Raw genomic sequence first — 18,103 nt, 5'->3', positions numbered from 1 at the left:
GGCGCCGGCTCGGTCTCGGTCACCGTGACGGCGACCGATGGCGACGGCGACCACGTCACACAGAGCGCCGACATCTCTCAGACCGTCGTCTTCGAGGACGACGGGCCGAAGGCCGTAGGAACCGCCTCGATCACGGCGAATGTCGACGAAGATGGGCTTGCCGGGCACAACCCAGATGCCGGCAGGCCGGGTGAGACGGGAGCGATCGGCCTTTCCGCGACCGTCACGGGCGCTGCCGGCGCGCTGATCGCGCTCGTCGACTTCGGCGCCGATGGCCCGGGCGCCCAGGCGTTTCATCTTGCCTCGACGGCCGTGCCGGTGGATTCCGGCCTTACATCGCAGGGCGCGCATGTGCTCATCGTATCCGATGGGAACACCTTGCATGGTTATGCCGAAGCAGGAAACGGCGCCGGATTCTCGGACGGTGATCGCGAGGTCTTCCAGCTGACTGTGAAAGCCGACGGCTCCTACGTCTTCACGCTCAAGGATCAGATCGATCATCCGGCGCTGGACAGCCAGGCCGGAGACAATGGTGAAAACCAGCTGACGAGCCCGATCGATCTTTCCTCGTACATCGTCGCGACCGACGGTGACGGCGACTCCATCTCCCTTGGCGCCGGGACCTTCCTGATCCAGGTCCTCGACGACATTCCGGTGCAGACCAGCGCCACCGTCGCCGGCAATGTCGGCGAGGACGCGCTTTTGCTGGCCAACTCGAATGGTCATTCCGTCGGCAATCCCGATGGAGATGGCCTCGGCACGGTCGCGACCGGTTCGCTGAGCTCGCTGGTCTCCGCCGGGGCGGACGAACCCGGTTCCTTCTCTCTCATCCAGAACCCCACTGGCTTGCCGGCCGCCACATCCAAGGGCGAGGCAATCGTCTACCACGTCGACGGCACGGTGCTGACCGGCTATGTCGAGAGTGGAACACCCGGCCTCGATGCGGGCGACCGCAAAGTCTTCACCCTCGATGTCCAGCCGAACGGCACCTACACCTTCACCTTGCTGGACCAGATCGACCATCTGCCGAACTCCCCCGCCAACGATGACAACCAGAAGCTGGTGCTCGACTTCACACATGCGCTCCAGTTCACCGACGCCGACGGCGACACGATTGCGATCACCGGCGAGACGACGACCACCACAGCCACAACAGGCCTGAGCCTGCATCCGGGCCACTACGACACCTACACCGTGGGCGGGGTTACGTTCGATGGACTGACGTTCAATGGAACCTTGGCTCACGATTTCAACAATGGCGCCGGCGGCGATTCCTTCAACGTTTCGGGCCAGGGCGTCGGCATCGCTGACAACCATATCCATGACAATGAGGGCTTCATCTTCTCGCGGCCCGGCACCGACGCGGTGAGCTTCACCATCAACGGCAACGGTTCGGGCACAATTTCCTGGGAAGCCTACAATGGCGCCGGCGTGCCGATTTCCGGCGGCGCCGGTTTCCAGACTGGAACGATGGTCATGCCCGCCAACGGCTCCGTGGTCACGATCGACCCGACGGGCACGTTCGACCATCTGGTGATCCGCTTCGATCTCGATAGCGGCGACAAGATCCGTGCCGACGATTTCCTCTATACGTCGACCACGACCACCAGCGGCGGCGTCTTCACCATCGGCATCGAGGACGACATTCCGGTGGCGCTGAACGGCAGCGCCACTCTTCCGACCGTTTATGAAGACACGCTGACGACGGGGCTGTCCACTGGTAATCCCGACGGTGGCAGCCAGCCGAGTTCGATCACGTTCTGGGCATCGGCATTCGCATCCCTGGTGTCGATCGGCGCCGACGATAACGCGACTTTCTCCTTCAACGTTGCCACGAACAAGACATCGGCGGGCGTGTCGTCCGGAGGCTCGGCGGTTCATTTCGAGGTGGGCGTCGATGCCGTCTCGGGCGTGTCGGACGATGGCCGCACGGTGTTCACGATCAAAGACAACGATGACGGCACGTTCACCTTCACGCTGCTCGATCAGGTCGACCACGCGCCGGGTTCCGGCGAGGACGGGACGCTGGCAATCGACATCGGCTCGCTGTTCAAGGCGACCGACTTCGATGGCGACAGCGTCAACCTCACCGGCACGTTGAATGTCGTGGTGCAGAACGACACGCCGCTCGCGACGACGGCGACGGCTTCGATCATGGTCCGAGAGGACAACCTTAACATGGCCGTCGGTGACGGCGACTTGTCGACCGGCATCACCAACGGGCCGATGGACACGATGTCCACCCACTCCGACGAGGCGACCTTCACCAGCGCGCAGCTGCAGCTGCTGGTCAAGCCAGGCGCCGACGGTCCGGCGGTCTTCGTCCTGAACGCCTCCCCGACGGGCAACGTGTTTACCGTGAACGGCGAGGTCGTCACGTCGCATGGCGAGAATGTACGGCTTGGGGCAGGCCCTGCCGGCAGCGTCGTCGGATATGTCGACGGCGGCACCCACGATTCCGTTTACACGGCCGGCGTCGACCGCGTGGTCTTTACGCTCACCGACAATGGCGGCGGCAGTTTCAAGTTCGATCTCAAGGACCATCTCGACCATAATATTTTCGGTGCGTCGGGGGCTGGCGACGACAAGACGTTGACGCTCGACCTGACCGACGCCTTCAGCGCACGGGATTTCGATGGCGATGTCGCCCCGCTTGGCAATCACGCCATCCAGGTCGTGGTCGAGAACGATGTTCCGGTCGTCGGAACCTCCGCGGTCCAGCTCGACGAGGATGGTTTTGCCGGCGGCAACCTTGGCGGGCCGGCCGATTTCGATCCGGCGACCAGCGGCCCGATCGCGGTCGTTGCCAACCTCAACGTCAATTTCGGCGCGGACGGCGCCGGCATCACGGCGTTCCTGCCCGCCAGCATCACCTTGCCGGCGGCGGGTGAGTTCACGCTGGGCACGGTATCGGCGACCAGCGTGTTCATCCAGCAGCACGGCGTCGACGTGCTGGAGATCGATCTGATCAATGCGGCAACGGGCTCCTACACGGTGACGCAGTTGCATGTGGTCGACCATCCGGCCGCGGGCACCGAAGACAATCTCCAGTTCACCATCGGCTACCAGGCGACGGATTTCGACGGCGACACCGCGACAGGTTCGTTCACCATCAATGTCAACGACGACACGCCGACGATCGTAGCGCCGGGGGCCACCGTTGCGGAAAGCACCGCGGCGAGCTTCTCAAATACATTCACCCCCGCCTCCGCGACCGGCTCGCTGGGCATCTCCTGGGGAGCCGACAACGCCAATCCCGATACCGGCACGCATGACCGCTCAGTCGCCTTCAGCCCGTTGCTGACGGGTGTCCAGGCCGGCCTGACGTCCGACGGCGATGCCATCACCTACACGCTGTCGAGCGAAAACACGGTGCTGACGGCAACCGCCACGCACAACTCGGTCATCCGCACCGTCTTCACCGTGTCGATCAACGACCAGACCAATGGCAACTATTCGTTCGACCTGCGCGACAATATCGACCATACCGCACCGGCCTTCGGCGCCGACAAGGCGCTGTCCTTCGGCTTTACTGCGACGGATTCGGACGGCGACAGCACCTCGTCATTCCTCACGGTGCATGTCACCGACGACATCCCGGTCGTGACCAGCGCTGCCGAAACCGGTAGCGTCTCGGAGAGCCCGCTGCCTTCGGTGCAATCGGCATTCGGCAATCTGAACATCGACTGGAACGCCGACGACCGCGGAGCCAGCCATCTCGAATTCGGCCGCGATGCCGGCAACAACCTCATCGTGCCCCTCGGGCTCACTTCGGGTGGCGTCGACTTGGATTATTCGCAACGCATGGCTGCCAACGGCGTCGACCAGGAGCTTGTCGCCTACAAGCATGGCGAGACTGACGCTAATCCTGTCTTCATCGTGACCCTGAACGGAATCTTCAACCCGGCATTTGCCTTTAGCCTCTTCCAGCCGCTCGACCACACCGGCGGCAGCGACGCCTCGCTGCCGCTCGGCTTCACCGTCAAGGCCATCGACGGCGACGGCGATTCGGTCACTCAGAGCTTCACTGTCAATGTCGCGGATGCAGTGCCTGTCGCTGCCAATGACGGCGTGCTTGCCATCCATGCGGAGAATGTGACCGGCCTGACGATCGGCACGGTCTCGGGCATCCTGGGCAACGACCACTACGGCGCGGACGGCCCGGCGGCATCGGGGTCGCTGGTGATCGGAACCGGCGACCATGGCGGCACGGTGACGGTGGATGGCCTCGGCAACCTGGTCTACACCAACACGACGCTGAGCGTGGCCAACGGCACGACGGTCGACGAGACCTTCACCTACACCATCAAGGACGGCGACGGCGACACCACGACGACGACGTTCAAGGTAACCCTGACCGATACCGGCGTGACGGCGCTGTCGACGTCGGCGAACCTGATCGCCGACGAGGACGACCTTGCCACCGGCAATCATGACGCTGCGGCGGGCGATGCCACGCCGGTCCTGTCGGGCCACATCGCCTACACGCTGGGCGCCGATGCCTTGGGCTCGGTGGCCCTTTCGACGGCCGGCAATGCGACCGGCCTGAAGACACTGTCGGGCGCCGACGTCGACACGACCTGGAGCGGTGGCCAGCTGATCGGCTACGTCCACGGCACGGACCCCAATGTCGCGGCCAACCAGGTGTTCACCATCGCGGTGACCAACGCCAACAACACCGGCGCCGACTACACCATGACGCTGCTGCAGCCGGTCCAGCACACGGTCAGCGGCACCGAGGATGACACCACGCCGTTCACCGTTACCGCCACGGTGACCGACACCGACGGCTCGACCGGAACCACCTCCTTCACCGTCGTCATCGACGACGACCTGCCGGTGGCTTCGAACTATACGGGAGCGGCCTTCGCCGAGGGCAGCGGCGCGCACGACATGGGCGATGCGGTGACACTGCTGGGCATCGGCGCGGGCGCCGACGGGCTGCAGGGAACGCTGCAAGGCCTGGCCTTCACCAACCAGGGCACGACCGGCGGAATGCTGTCGATCGACGGCGCCGGCCATCTGATCTACACCGCGCCGGCCAACGTCACCAGCGCCAGCACGGTGACCGAGACCTTCAGCTACACGGTCAGCGACAAGGACGGCGACACGGTCACCAGGCAGGTGACGTTCGGGGTCTCCGACACCGGCATCACCAATGTGGCGGCCTCGCAGAACCTCGTCGTCGACGAGGACGACATCGTCGCGGCCGGCGGCAACGCGGGAGGTCCAGGCGACGATGCGCCGGTGACGGGCGGCCACATCTCCTACACGCTGGGCGCCGATGCCTTGAGCTCGGTGGCGCTGTCGGTCGCCAGCACCGGATTGATCAAGCTCGACGGGACAGCGGTCTCGACCAGCTGGGACGCCGCCAGCCACACGCTGACCGGCTACGGCAGCAGCATCGCGGACGTGGTATTCACCATCACGCTGAGCAACATCACCGCGACCGGCGCGGACTACACCGTGGCCCTAAACCAGCCGGTCTCGCATCCGGTCCATGACGACGCCGCCACCGCCGCGGTGGAAACCGCCTTCGAGGACAATCTCGGCTTCACCGTCACCGCCACGGTGACCGACGCCGACAACAGCACCGGAACCACAAGCTTCACCGTCGCCATCGACGACGATGTTCCTGTTGCCCACAATGACACCGATTCCTTCGGCACCGGCGTCATAGGCAGCTCGACCTCGGGCAATGTCATCGATGGCACCGGCACCAACGAAGGTCTGCACGGCACCGGTACCGACACCCTGGGCGCCGACGGCGTCAGGATCAGCGGCGTCACGGGCGCTGGCGGAACGGACACCGATGTGGCTGGCGGCGGCTTCGTCGTCAGCGGCCAGTTCGGCACGCTGGCTCTGCAGGAGGACGGCAGTTACGTCTATACCCGTGTCTCCGGCCTGGCCGGCAGCGACGTGTTCACCTACACGCTGAAGGACGGCGACGGCGACACCACGACCGCGACGTTGACCGTCGGTCTCGACAGCACCGGTCAGCCGACCGCCACCTCGTCGAGCATCCTGGTCGACGAAGACGATCTTGCCGCGGGCGTCCACAACACCAATAGCACGGGCGACGATACGACTTCGAACCCCGAGAACATATCGCTCGGCAGCTATGGACCGGACGGCCATGGCGCGCTCAGCTTCAACGTCACCAATGGCGACGCTGTCATGGACGGCGCCTTTGCGGTGAAGCATGACGGCGTCGCGCTCCACTATTACTATGATCCGACCGCACACACCTTGTACGGCACGACCGACACCTCGAGCGCAGCCAACGCGGCCAGCCACGCCGCCTTCAAGATCGAGGTCAACGAGACAGCGGCGACCTATAACTTCACGCTGCTGCAGGAGGTCGATCATCCGCAAGGCGGCGGCGAGAACGACATCAATCTTTCGCTTGGGTACACCATCACCGACTCCAACGGCGATCACGCCAACGGCGCGATCGGCATCAAGATCGACGACGATATGCCGGTGGCGAAGGCGGACACCGTGCAAGTAGACGAAGGCAGCAAGCCGACGCTCAATGCGATCCTCGTGCTCGATCTTTCGCTCAGCATGAACAGCGATCCGGATGGCGCGGGCGGCTTCACTACCAGGCTTGCACTCATGCAGGCGGCCGTTCAGAATTTCCTGAGCAGTTCGACAGTGATCTTCAACCAGATCACGATCTATTCTTTCGGAGTAGGAGCCGAGCTCGTCGGCCAGTACACGATCGGCGAAGGCAACTACATCCAGAGTGCCATCAACACCGTAAACGGGTTCAATTCGAATAGTCTCTCGGCTGGCACGCAATATGACTCCGCCGCCAACCTGATCGACGGCAGAAGCAATAATGCCGATCGCTACGCGAATTTGCCGCATCCCACGGCCGACGCCACCAACATCTACTTCCTGAGCGACGGCGACCCGCAATCGGGAGCGAGCCTGGACGCGAACGAGCAGACCAGTTGGAGTAATTTCCTGGCCACCAGCCATGTGAACCAAGTCTTCGCGCTTGGCTTCAGCGATATCGCCAATACAAATTTCCTGGCGCAGATCGCCTCGCGCCCAGGCGATATTGCCGAAGCGGTGACGGATCCGACCGAGCTCTCATCGACGCTGGCGGGTGCGCTGCCGTCGTCCGCCTCGGGCAGCATTCTTGCCGATCATGGCCTTGGCGCCGATGCGTTTGGCGCCGACGGCGGCCACATCCAGTCGATTGCGATCGACGGTACCACCTATACGTTCAATGGAACGAACGCCATCAGCCTTTCCGGCGCATTACCCGGCGCGCATCTGCTTGCAAACGACGGCAAGTCGATCGAGGTGACCACGAGCGCCGGTGGGAAGCTGACATTCTATTTCGCCGACGGGGGTATCCATCATGCGGGCGACTACGATTACACCGCACCGGTGAACGTCAATGCCGACAAGATCGAGACATTCCACTATGTCCTGGTGGATGGCGACGGCGACACGGCCGGAGCGGATCTGCAGATAACGGTTCTGGATATCCCGAACGCCGCACCTGTCATCACCGCACCCAACGGTGGCAGTGATTTCACCGTCAGCGTACCGGAAAACACGACTGCGGTGACCGACATCAATGCTACCGACGCCAATGGCGACACGCTGACCTATTCGCTCCTCAACACCGCGGGCACGGACTTCGCCAAGTTCTCGATCAATGCATCGACCGGCCTGCTCACCTTCCTCTCGGCACCCAACTTCGAGGCGCCGACAGACAACGGCGCCAACAATTCCTATGTCGTCGACGTCCAAGTCTCGGACGGCCATGGCGGCAATGACACGCATCAGATCACGGTGAATGTGACCGACGTTGGCGAGGTCACTGCAGGTAACGACATCGTTCGAACCAATTTCGACGGCGCTACGTTCACAGTCCCGGAATGGGCCTTGCTGTTTAACGACTCGGGCGCCACCGACATCTCGGGAGTTTCAAATGCAAGCAGCCTCACGGTGGGTAATCCGTCGAACACAATAAGCATCGATGACGGAAACAATGCAGATGGTGGTACTTTTGACTACACAGCGACGAATGGTGTTTCGTCGGATACCGCCAGCGTGCAAGTCTCTAATATCAACGGAGGCGGCAACGTTACGGGCACTCTCGCGAACGAGATCCTTGTCGGAAACGATAGCGCTAACACTTTCAATGGCGCTGGCGGCGTTGACATTATCCTCGCCGGCGGAGGCAACGACACCATCATTGCCGACCAGAACGACTATGTCATCGACGGTGGCAGCGGTACGGACACGCTCCAGGTAAACGGCAACTTCACCTCCGTAAGCGACGCGCAAATCGCCAACGTAGAGAATGTGACGCTAACGGCGGCGGCCGTCCTCAATCTGTCCAGCCAGACGGAAGGCTTCGTCATAACGGGTTCATCCGGCGCCGACTCGATTACAGGCGGCGCGGGTAATGACACCATTATCGGCGCTCAGAACGACACGCTGCTTGCGGGTGGCAGCGGTACGGACACGCTGCAGATCGGCGCCAGTTTCAACGACAACAACGACGGCCAGATCACGGGTATCGAGAACATCACGCTGACTGCGGCAAGCACACTCGACCTGTCCAGCCAGACGGAGGCCTTCAAAATCATCGGCTCATCGAGCGCGGACACCATTACCGGCGGTTCGGCCAATGACATCATCAATGGTGGAGGCGGCAACGACACACTGAGTGGCGGGGCAGGAAATGACCAATTCAGGTTTGCTACGAATACAGGAACCGACACCGTCAATAGTTTCGTGGCCGGTGCTGATAAAATTGGCTTCCTCGAAGGTACAGGTACGGGCGCCGTCAATTTTGGCACAGCCGGAACGGCGGCCGGCGCGACATTTGCGGCTGGAGATCTCGTCTCCCATACGACCATCGCGGGGATTGCCAATAGCGACGATAATAAGGTCATCCTGATCACCACTGCGCAAGCTTCGAATGTCATAGACAATGCTACTGGCAGCGCGACGAACTCATACGTGGTTGTTTACGATTCCAATGACAATCGCGCGGAGATCTGGTTCGACACCGACTGGAGCACAGCGAGTAGCCGCACCCAAGTTGCGACCATCAATGGACTCACTCAGGCCCAGGTCGCGGCGCTTACCGTTTCTGACTTCGTCGCCTACAACAGCGCCACCGACCCCATCATCCTCGACCTCAACCATGACGGCTTCGCCTTCTCGGACGTCAGCCACGGTGTCCAGTTCGACATCAACGCGGACGGGCACAAGGACCAGGTCGCCTGGAACACGTCGAATGACGGCATGCTGGCGGTCGATCTCAACCATGACGGCAAGATCGACGACGGCACGGAACTGTTCACGCCGAGCTTCGGCGGCGGCAAGTTCGCCAGCGGGGCGGCGGCACTCGCCTCGCTCGACGGCAATCATGACGGCGTCATCGATCACAACGACGCAGCCTTCGACAGCCTGCTGATCTGGAAGGACGCCAATGTCAACGGCGCCAGCGATGCCGGGGAATTGTCGCACCTCGCGGATAACGGTATCGTCTCTATCAGCACGGCGGCCAGCCCGGCTGTGGGTGAAATCGACGGGCAGACCGTGACAGGCAACGGCACGTTCCAGATGGCGGACGGCACCACCGGCAACTATGTCGAGGTCGAACTCGACACCTCGCTCGGTGCCCCCGCACAGCCGACCGTCGCCTCCGACGGCACGAAGACCTTCGCCATCGGCTCTCTCGAGGTGACCGATCTGATCGCCGACTTCCACGACGGCGCCAAGGGCGACCAGATCGATCTTACGGCATTGCTGAAGGGCCTGGCCGGCGTCACCGATCTCGAAGCCGGCGGCTTCGTGGAGATCGCGCAGTCCTCGGCCAATGCGGCGAACGCCGAGGTCAAGGTCGACACCAATGGCGGCGGCGACAACTATCACACGGTTGCGGTGCTGGAGAACTATACGTTCCACAGTGCGGCCGAAGCAGTCAAAATACTCTATGACGACAGCCATGGTACCAAGCAGGACGTGGCCTAAGGGGCGAAAGGAACGGGGTGAGCAACATGAACAGAATCTTGCGGGTGGTTTTGGGGGCCGGTCTGCTGTCGATCTTGTCGACGGGCCTCAATGCCGCCGACATCATCGAAGGACCCACGGGCGATTATTGCGGTGTCGTCGGCACTTCCAACCTGGTGCTGAACGACAATATCGTCGATCTCAGGGATCAGGTTGTGAAGCTGATGGACGAGTCGGTCGCCGTCGCCAACAGCTCGGAGTGGATCAATTCGTCCCGGCCGGTTTTCGTCTGGGCCTCCGAAGCCAAGGTCGCCTGCGGCATGGCTTACGGCTATCTTAAGACGAACTACAAGGACGAGGACACGCTCAACAAATGCGAGTGTTTCCACGATCGCATGGTCGAGTACATGCACTGACCGGATAGGCAACCTGCGCCTGTTGGCCACCATGGCAGCGGACGGATCAATCCTGAAGGCGATCGTCGCAACGACCGCCTTCGCCGGCCTTGGCCAAGACCTCGCGCTGGCTCGCGCCAACCGGCTGGAACGGCCTTCCGTATCAGCAAATTCCGTCCTCCGGCTCGGCGCGGCCGATGCATTTTGATCTCGGCTTTTCGAGGGCCAAAGAACAAGACGGCGCGGCAAGTTCGCCGTAACATGGTACAGGGCCAGACCGGGAGGATAACCCGGCGGCATACAGGGTGGGACGATCATGGAAGCTGGCCGGCAGGTTTACCGTCCGCGCAGTTGGGCAGTCACCTTCGCGCTCGCCGCGGTATTGTCGGGCTGCCAGTCTAAGGGCAGCGTTACCGAAGCGCTCGATCCGGCGACGATTGCCGCGCCTACCGGGCAGGATGGCGTCGCGGGCGCCGGCCCGGCCCAGGCAACCCAGTCGCTGGGTACCGGTTCGACGAAAATTACCATGCTGCTGCCATTGTCCGCCCCGGGAACGGCGGGGCAAAATGGCCGCAAGATGCTCGATGGCGCCAAGCTCGCGATGACCGATATCGGCAATGGGTTGCTTACGCTGGCCGTGGAGGACACCAAGGGCGACAACGCACAGGCCGGCAAATTGGCGCTGCAGGCCCTGACGACCGGCACGAAAGTCGTCATCGGCCCGACCGAATTGCCGGCAGCCCAGCATATCGCCACATTGTCGGGATCGAAGCGGCCGCCCGTATTGGCGCTTGCCGACAATTTCGCGGGCGGCGCCGGCGTTTACGCGGTGCGCCTTAGCGAAGCGGACAGTGCGGCGGCGGGTGCCGCGGGCATCGCCGCGAAAGGCGGAAAAAAATTCGTATTGTTTGTCGCGGGTGGTTCGAACGCCAGCACGGTCGAGAAGCGGGTCGCCAACAGTCTCAGCATCTATGGCGCGACGCTCGCCGTCACCGTTCCATATTCGGCCGGCGACGGCGCCGCCAAGGCGGTCGACGAAATGGCCTCGCTCGTGGACACTCCCGACGCGGTCATCATTGCCAGCGGGGATGCCAGCCCCTCGTCTATACTTGCCGCCCTCAAATCAAAGGGCATTGCGGGCAAAGCGACCTCCGTCGTCGGAACCAGCCGTTGGCTGGAGCATCCCATGGAGCCGTCCTTCGAGGGAGCCTATATCGCAACGCTCGATCCGAGCGAAACTGGGCCGATCGCCGACCGCTTCAGGACGACATACAATTATCCGGCCGACGTCAACGTAGCCTACGCTTATGATATGGTTGCGCTGACGGCAGGGATTGCCAGCGCGGTCGGACCTGACGGCTTCAGCAAACAGGTGCTCGAAAATCCGAGCGGATTTCGCGGATCGACCGGCCTGTTCCGCTTTCGCGCAGATGGATCCAGCCAAAGATCGATGCCATTCTACCGGATAGAAAAGGGTGCGCTCAAACTGGTTGCCAAATCGACCTCGGGGTTCTGACCGCCCGCTAACGAACGCTGCCGCCGGCGTGATGGAGGTGCCAGGGCGTGTCCGCCTGGTCATTGCGGTCGGAGGCCTCGAGCTGCTGTTCGGGATTGCCCTGATCATGCATGCCGGAGCCTTGCTTGCGACCGACCGGCCTGCCCTTGCGACCCGTGTCGAGAATGCCGGGCAAGCAACCCGGCCGGAGACGACTGTTCTCGTCGGAAGATGGCGAGAAGCGCGCGGGGTTGCCGAGGATGTTGTCGCACCGCCGCCAATTGACCTGTCCGAGATCGAGCGGATCGAAGCCCGGCCCCCGCTCGGCGATCTCGGCCTCGCCGTGCCCCCTAAGGCGCCGATGCCAGGCGATTGGGGCGAAACCCTGCTCTTCCGGCCAATAGCAACGTCATCGGCGACTTTCGAATCCATGGGACGCAAAGTGGCCGTCAGTGGTGTGGCCAGCATAGAACCGGAAGCCACCTGCTCGTTTCACGATGTCGCCTGGTCTTGCGGCCAGCGCGCACGCGCCGCCTTCAATTCCTGGCTGCGTGGACGCGCGCTGAAGTGTGTCGTGCCGCCGGAGGTCGAGCGTTTTGCCATTGCCGCGCCGTGTAGCCTTGGCAAGCAGGATGTCGGCGCCTGGCTTGTGTCCAACGGCTGGGCGATCGCGCTGCCCACCGGCATCTATGGCAAGGCGCAAGCAGTCGCCGAGGACGCGGAGGTGGGAATTTTCGGCCCGCCGCGATAGACCAAAATCGATTCACGTTTCGCACATCGATCAAATTGTATGGTTTGCCGCAACTGAAATTGCGCATGCCGGCGCTATGCTCGCCGATCTGACAGGAGATTGGTAATGGCACAAGCCGAAACGACCGCCACCGAGCCGGTATGGAAGGGTGTCGCGTGGCTCGCCTTCCTGGGGACCATTGGCAGCCTTGCACTCTCCGTAGGCCTCAATTACCTGCTGTTGTTCAGCGATGTCCTGACCCCGTTCGGGCGCAGCATGGTCACTGCCGTGCTGCTGCCTCTGATCATCGGTCTGCCGCTTTTCGTATTGATCGGCTTGAAACAGGCCCAGATCCGCGGCTACCGGCGGGAGCTCAACAGGGCCGAGACCTATGACAGGGTGACAGGCTGCCTGAACGGTCCGGTTTTCACCTCGATGGTCGAGCGGCGCGCGGCGAGGCCGTCAGCGCCAGGGCCGCGCTCGGGCGCCTTCCTGGTGATTCATGCCGAACATCTTCGCTCCATAAATCTTCGCTTCGGCCCAGATTGGGGCGATGAGGCCTTGCGGCTCGTCGCATCGGCCATTCAGTCTGCGGTCCGCAAGGAGGATATGGTAGGTCGCATAGGAACATCTATGTTCGGGGTCTTTCTTCCAGGTACGACCGAAGCGGAGGCCGCGGAAATTGGCGAGCGCATTCGGGCAAGCGTCGCGCAGGTCTATTTCGCGCCCAAGGGGACCGAGGACGCTCTGACGATTAGCCTCGGAAGCACCGTGTTTGAAACAGAGCTTGCATTCGAGGACATGTTTCGCTCGGCGGAAGCTCAATTATCCGCCCCCGCACCTGCCGAAACGCGCCCTACAGGTCTCCAGTAGCCCGGTGTAACGTGACGAAGCCAATAGCTGGCGGCAAATCGACGTTGGACACATTCCTAAAGCTTAGCGAGCAGGGCCGCTCAACTGGCACAAGCACCTGATCGATTTCGTTGCCGGAACCTCATCTGCGCGGAAAAAGAACCTCGCCCATTCCAAGCACCGCGTTGTCACCGCCATATTTATGTGGCGCGCGCCCCAGCAGCGGCCGTTTCAAAATGCCTTCGGCGATCAGATGACGATCGATGATGGTGGCAAAAACGCTCTCGGGCGCGCCACACTCGACGAAGCTCGGCGACAGATGTCCTGGCGCGCGATCAAGAAGGATCGAACCGCGGCGCATCAGATAGCCGGGCATTTCACCGATGCCACCGGCTACCACCAGCGTACCCGCGATCATGCGGCTGCCTGCATGGTCGCCCGAGCCTTTCAGCACCGCGATCAGGCCGCGCCGCATGCGGTCCGCGGCGAAGGCGCCCGCCCTGCCCCTCACGATCAGCACGCCGCCATTCATGCCGGCCAGTTCGCCGACGAGCGGCGCACCAAGGTGATCGCCGGCGTTACCTGTTATCTCCAGCCTGCCGCCGCGCATGCCAGAGCCGGCGTGCGGCCCCGCATTGCCTTCGATCGTCAGCTTGCCGCTGCGCATGGCGCGCCCGGCCTGCGCGCCAGTATTGCCGATCACGCGGACCGATCCACCTCCCATGCCTTGCGCCACCCGGTCGAGGCGCGCGCTTCCACCTTCGAACACGATGCTTAGCGGATCGCTGCCGGCGAGGCGAAAAATGTCGCCCACCTTCGATCCATGCTTCGACATGCCGATTCGGATTTTTTCGATATCCCGTCTTTCGCTCCCAGCAAGCCGTTCCGGCGTCAGCGGCGACAGGTCGAGGCGCTCAGGCGGTTCGGCAACAAGAGTGAAGGTCAGCGCCTTCATGGCAACATATCCTTCAGCGAATAGATGAACTTACCGAGCTTGCCGCCGTAATTGCCGGCGCCGATGCGAACCGCGCCTTTCTTCGGGCCGAGCTGGATGACGGCCTTGATGCCGGCCTTCATCGCCGCGGCAACGGCATCATTCGTCTCACCATCAATGACGATTTCCAGGACGGCGTTGATGTCGGGCCCGAGTTCACTCGCAACCACGCCGCGCAGTGTCGGCGCGTAGGCTTCGTTGGCCGAGGCGATCATGCCCTTGTATTTGCCACCTATCTTGGAACCCGAACGGGCGATGCCGCCCGGGAACGGCACGATGGCACCAGGCACCATTCCGATCGCGGCGACCGCGGCCTCGGCCGCGACCAAAGCGTTGGCGCTGCTTTCGGCCATGACAAAGAAATTGCCGCCGCCGACGGCTTCCTTGGTCAGTCCGGTTGTTGCCTCGCAGAGGAATTCACCATCCATGACGGGAATACGCCAGAAATGCCTGTCGCCGATCTTCTTGGAGATTTGCCAGCCGTCGCCGAAATAACGTAGCGCCGAACCGAGCTTGAGCTTGGCGCTGCCCTCCAGTCCGGCAAAGCAGGCGGAGCCCGGCGAGGTCAAAACGCACTGTCCGACGCGATTGAGCAGTTGCTTCTGCAATTCATCTGTTCCCATCGCGAAGATCATCACGCGGCAGCCGGGCCGGCCATCCGGGGTGGCTGACGGCGGCAGGTCGGCATCGATTGCCGCTTCGCAGCCGCAACCGATTACCGAGGTGGCGAAGCCGGTCATCGTGATCGCCGCCTGCCGTGCCCATTTCCGGTTCGACGCGGTGATGATGATGGCGGTTGCCCGCATCCCGAAGGCTTCGGCAAAAGTATCGTCGATCGTTACGCCATTTACGCTCACGTTCGGCATGGCACCTCGCCGAATGGCTGTTCACGCGCAATCGCGGAATCCGGGAAATTGAACCAATCCAAGGACAGGCCGTAGCGCTGCTGGTGATAGTCCTCCAGACGCCGCACCATCGCCTTGTCCACAGGTGGATTAAGCCTGAGGGCCTTGCCCCAGCGGTAATGGATGATCTCCCCGTCCTGCACGACGAGATCGCCATCCTTGAAAACATACGCTGCCTGTCCGAGCATTTTCGCGATACTTTCGTTCCTGCGATAGACAGCGATGTCGGCTATCGCGCCGACGCCGAGATGGCCTCGATCCGTCAACCCGAGCAGCCTGGCCGGCGCTGCACGCGTCATGATGGCGATTTCCTCGAACGTGTATTCGCGGTCGATTGCGGACAGGGTAGAGAGCGCTAAGGCGGATCGTGAAAGTCCAGCGGCCATTTCGGTGCGCGCTTCCCGCCTCATCAGCAGCTCGAATAGAGCCGGATAAGCGGTAAAGGGTGCACCGTTGGGGTGATCGGTGGTGAAGAACACACGCCAGGGATCGTCGATGAGGAGAAAAAGCTCGAGCCCGATCGCCCACTGCATCGTGCCATAGAAGTCCTTGCCATAGCTGTAGGGCACGATGCCGCCGCCATTGCCATCCCCGTCATGAATGACGGACTTTTTCGGATGTGCGCTGCCCCGCGCCGAGAACTGCCGCATGACGTCGGAGGAGACCGTGACCGTCTGACCGAACATCACCTGACCGATATCGATAGTGACTTCCGGAGTCGTGTTGATAAGCTCGGCAAGGCGCGCGGCGGCGGAGGAAAATCTGCGCTTTCCTTCCGTGCCATAGCCATAGAACTGGAGGTGGGCGAGGTGCAGTGGCTGCCCATCCGCCGCCGCAATCGTCGCGGCCGCCGTATCCGCAGATCCAGGGATGCCCAGATTGTTGCAATGGACATGCAAAGGATGTGGCAGGCCAAGACTGTCGACGGCGGCCTGCAGCGTCTTGACAATCTTGCGCGAGCTGACGCCGTAGGAAGGCACCACATCGTCCAGCGCGAAGGTGCGTGCGTTTTCCTTGAAGGCGGCCGCCGCACCGGCGTTGATCACCTTGACCCCGAGCGCTCGCGTCGAGGCGACCGTCCAGGCGACATAGTCCTCGATCATTTGAGGAGTGGCGGCGTCACGGATCATTGACAGCAGGAAGTCGTCGTTGCCGAGAATGGCCAGCGTCGCCTTGTCGATGATCGGGATGTCGGCCAGTTCGAGATGGGTGTGGAGTGCAGATCCCGGGGACATCGCCGGTTCGACGACCGTCGTGAAGCCCATCTTGGCATAGAGACAGCCGGTCTGGAAGGTCGACCAGCCGGCATTGGAGAGCGGCGTCGTCGCCGGTCGCGCCTGATGGGCGGCATGCTGTTCGGGCAAGAGAAGCCGCGCGGTATTCACGTTACCGCCGCCAATGTGGGAGTGGATGTCGATGGCGCCCGCCATCACGATGCAGCCGGCGGCTTCGATGGTCCGGTCGGCCGACCCCTCAGCCGGTGCCGCGACGATCTTGCCATCCTTGATCCATAGGTCGCCCTTGCCGAGGCGGCTGTTGACGGGGTCGACGATGTCGCCGTTGGCGATTTTCGTCAGCATGGCAATGCCTCGGCGAAAACCCGACTGGCGACCAGGCGAATGATCGTCGCGGCGGAGGGCAATTTCGAAGCAGCGCGGGTATCAGTCGACTTCAGCGAGCCGGTACGGCTGGAATAAACAACCGCATCGTGATCGATCCCAGCTTCGCCAATGGCGATGGTGACCGCGGCGCCTGCGACCGGCTCTTCCGTTTTGGCCAGCGCAATCAGTGCCGTGCGTCCCCTGTTTCTCGGGAGTTGGGCAACCGTGGCGGAGATCCGCAGGTGCAGGTCGGCTTCGCCGGCGGCGATCATGCGCGCCACATCGTAACGCCAGGGGTCAAATTCCGGAAAGCCCCGCGCAAAGCCCGTGCGCAATGGAAACCCTGTCATCCAGGTCGAGGCGAGCAAGCTTCCCCACCCGTTTTCGCTCGCGGGCAGATGAAGGCCAGATGCACGTGATTTGCGATTGAGATCGGCGATCAGCCCCTGCAGCATCTCCAACGCCAACCCATCGGTGGCGTGGCCTGAAAACAGGAACACGGGAAAATGCGCAGCCGCCAGAGCCTTGGCGAAATCGTTGAAGTTCGACACCGGTCGCGATGTTTGCCGCCCCTTGTACTGCGCCCTCAGCGCCGCCAGCGTGGCTCCGAGGCTAGCCTGGCCACAGGAAAGGAGCGTTGCCTTGCGCCCGTTTTTCAACGGCGGCACGGACACCCCGTTCGATCCCACCAGGAAGAACTCGCGCTTGCTCCTGGTCGAGAGATCGGGAACCGTGCCAGCGAGCTCGGCAACAAGATCATGATGGGTTTGTGCGAATTCGCCCACGATCACCACGATATCGGCACGCCGGCGCGTCTCCCCAGGGGCGACGGTCATCGCGCCCCTGTCGGTAAAAAGCATGGTCTCTCGGGCAAGTGCCGCGCCGTCGGCGTGATCGTATGCCGCGCCGAGCCGCTCGGCCAGCGCGATCGCCGCCCTCGTGCCGTGTATGTCCGTATCAAAGCTGAAAACCGGGCACCGGCTTGACGATAACAGCGACGCGGCATGCGCAGCCGCGCGCTCGACCAGCGCTTCCCGGTTGCCTATCCAAGCAACCGCCATTCGCTACACTACTTTCTGGTGCCGGCCCGATCCTAGACGAAACTGGATTGGCCGTGAACCCCGCTTACCAGCAGATT

General features: G+C 62.6%; 9 protein-coding genes. 5 read left to right on the top strand and 4 right to left on the bottom strand.

What is annotated here, in order from left to right; translation table 11 throughout:
- Positions 1–24: 24 nt before the first annotated feature.
- The 5 genes from FJ964_RS22885 (at position 25) to FJ964_RS22865 (ending at position 13,486) form a co-directional block, all read left to right on the top strand.
- Complete coding sequence (locus FJ964_RS22885) at positions 25–10,014, top strand: Ig-like domain-containing protein (protein ID WP_210243382.1); 9,990 nt, start codon at positions 25–27, stop codon at positions 10,012–10,014.
- A gap of 26 nt (positions 10,015–10,040) precedes the next feature.
- Positions 10,041–10,409: a hypothetical protein gene (locus FJ964_RS22880; protein WP_140552499.1), complete on the top strand. Its 369-nt coding sequence runs from the start codon at positions 10,041–10,043 to the stop codon at positions 10,407–10,409.
- A gap of 295 nt (positions 10,410–10,704) precedes the next feature.
- Positions 10,705–11,904 (top strand): ABC transporter substrate-binding protein, encoded by a 1,200-nt coding sequence (locus FJ964_RS22875; protein ID WP_140552498.1) that lies wholly within the window; start codon positions 10,705–10,707, stop codon positions 11,902–11,904.
- 31 nt (positions 11,905–11,935) lie between these two features.
- Positions 11,936–12,634 carry a thermonuclease family protein gene (locus FJ964_RS22870; protein WP_140552513.1) on the top strand — a complete coding sequence of 233 codons (699 nt, stop codon included), beginning with the start codon at positions 11,936–11,938 and terminating at the stop codon, positions 12,632–12,634.
- A gap of 105 nt (positions 12,635–12,739) precedes the next feature.
- Positions 12,740–13,486 carry a GGDEF domain-containing protein gene (locus tag FJ964_RS22865; RefSeq protein ID WP_140552497.1) on the top strand — a complete coding sequence of 249 codons (747 nt, stop codon included), beginning with the start codon at positions 12,740–12,742 and terminating at the stop codon, positions 13,484–13,486.
- Positions 13,487–13,607: 121 nt separating this feature from the next.
- Here FJ964_RS22865 and FJ964_RS22860 read toward each other — a convergent pair whose 3' ends face one another.
- The 4 genes from FJ964_RS22860 to FJ964_RS22845 are packed head-to-tail and all read right to left on the bottom strand — an operon-like array spanning position 13,608 to position 18,026.
- Positions 13,608–14,420: a formylmethanofuran dehydrogenase subunit C gene (locus FJ964_RS22860; protein WP_140552496.1), complete on the bottom strand. Its 813-nt coding sequence runs from the start codon at positions 14,418–14,420 to the stop codon at positions 13,608–13,610.
- Entirely contained in the window at positions 14,417–15,325 is a 909-nt protein-coding gene (gene fhcD, locus FJ964_RS22855) for a formylmethanofuran--tetrahydromethanopterin N-formyltransferase (protein WP_140552495.1), read from the bottom strand. Before fhcD ends, FJ964_RS22860 begins: the two co-directional genes overlap by 4 nt.
- A complete protein-coding gene (locus tag FJ964_RS22850; protein ID WP_140552494.1) occupies positions 15,313–16,944 on the bottom strand; it encodes a formylmethanofuran dehydrogenase subunit A in 1,632 nt (543 codons plus the stop codon). Before FJ964_RS22850 ends, fhcD begins: the two co-directional genes overlap by 13 nt.
- A complete protein-coding gene (locus FJ964_RS22845; protein ID WP_140552493.1) occupies positions 16,938–18,026 on the bottom strand; it encodes a tungsten formylmethanofuran dehydrogenase in 1,089 nt (362 codons plus the stop codon). Before FJ964_RS22845 ends, FJ964_RS22850 begins: the two co-directional genes overlap by 7 nt.
- Between the last annotated feature and the right edge of the window lie 77 nt (positions 18,027–18,103).

This window comes from Mesorhizobium sp. B2-3-2 (assembly GCF_006442295.1).
In the GTDB taxonomy this organism is placed as follows: Bacteria; Pseudomonadota; Alphaproteobacteria; order Rhizobiales; family Rhizobiaceae; genus Mesorhizobium.
Note: the sequence above shows the minus strand (reverse complement) of the source record. Positions and strands in the feature narration are given on the sequence as shown.

Coding starts and splice junctions, on each gene's coding strand:
- FJ964_RS22880 (WP_140552499.1), top strand. CDS start 10,041: ATGAACAGAATCTTGCGGGTGGTTTTGGGGGCCGGTCTGCTGTCGATC.
- FJ964_RS22875 (WP_140552498.1), top strand. CDS start 10,705: ATGGAAGCTGGCCGGCAGGTTTACCGTCCGCGCAGTTGGGCAGTCACC.
- FJ964_RS22870 (WP_140552513.1), top strand. CDS start 11,936: ATGGAGGTGCCAGGGCGTGTCCGCCTGGTCATTGCGGTCGGAGGCCTC.
- FJ964_RS22865 (WP_140552497.1), top strand. CDS start 12,740: ATGGCACAAGCCGAAACGACCGCCACCGAGCCGGTATGGAAGGGTGTC.
- FJ964_RS22860 (WP_140552496.1), bottom strand. CDS start 14,420: ATGAAGGCGCTGACCTTCACTCTTGTTGCCGAACCGCCTGAGCGCCTC.
- fhcD (WP_140552495.1), bottom strand. CDS start 15,325: ATGCCGAACGTGAGCGTAAATGGCGTAACGATCGACGATACTTTTGCC.
- FJ964_RS22850 (WP_140552494.1), bottom strand. CDS start 16,944: ATGCTGACGAAAATCGCCAACGGCGACATCGTCGACCCCGTCAACAGC.
- FJ964_RS22845 (WP_140552493.1), bottom strand. CDS start 18,026: ATGGCGGTTGCTTGGATAGGCAACCGGGAAGCGCTGGTCGAGCGCGCG.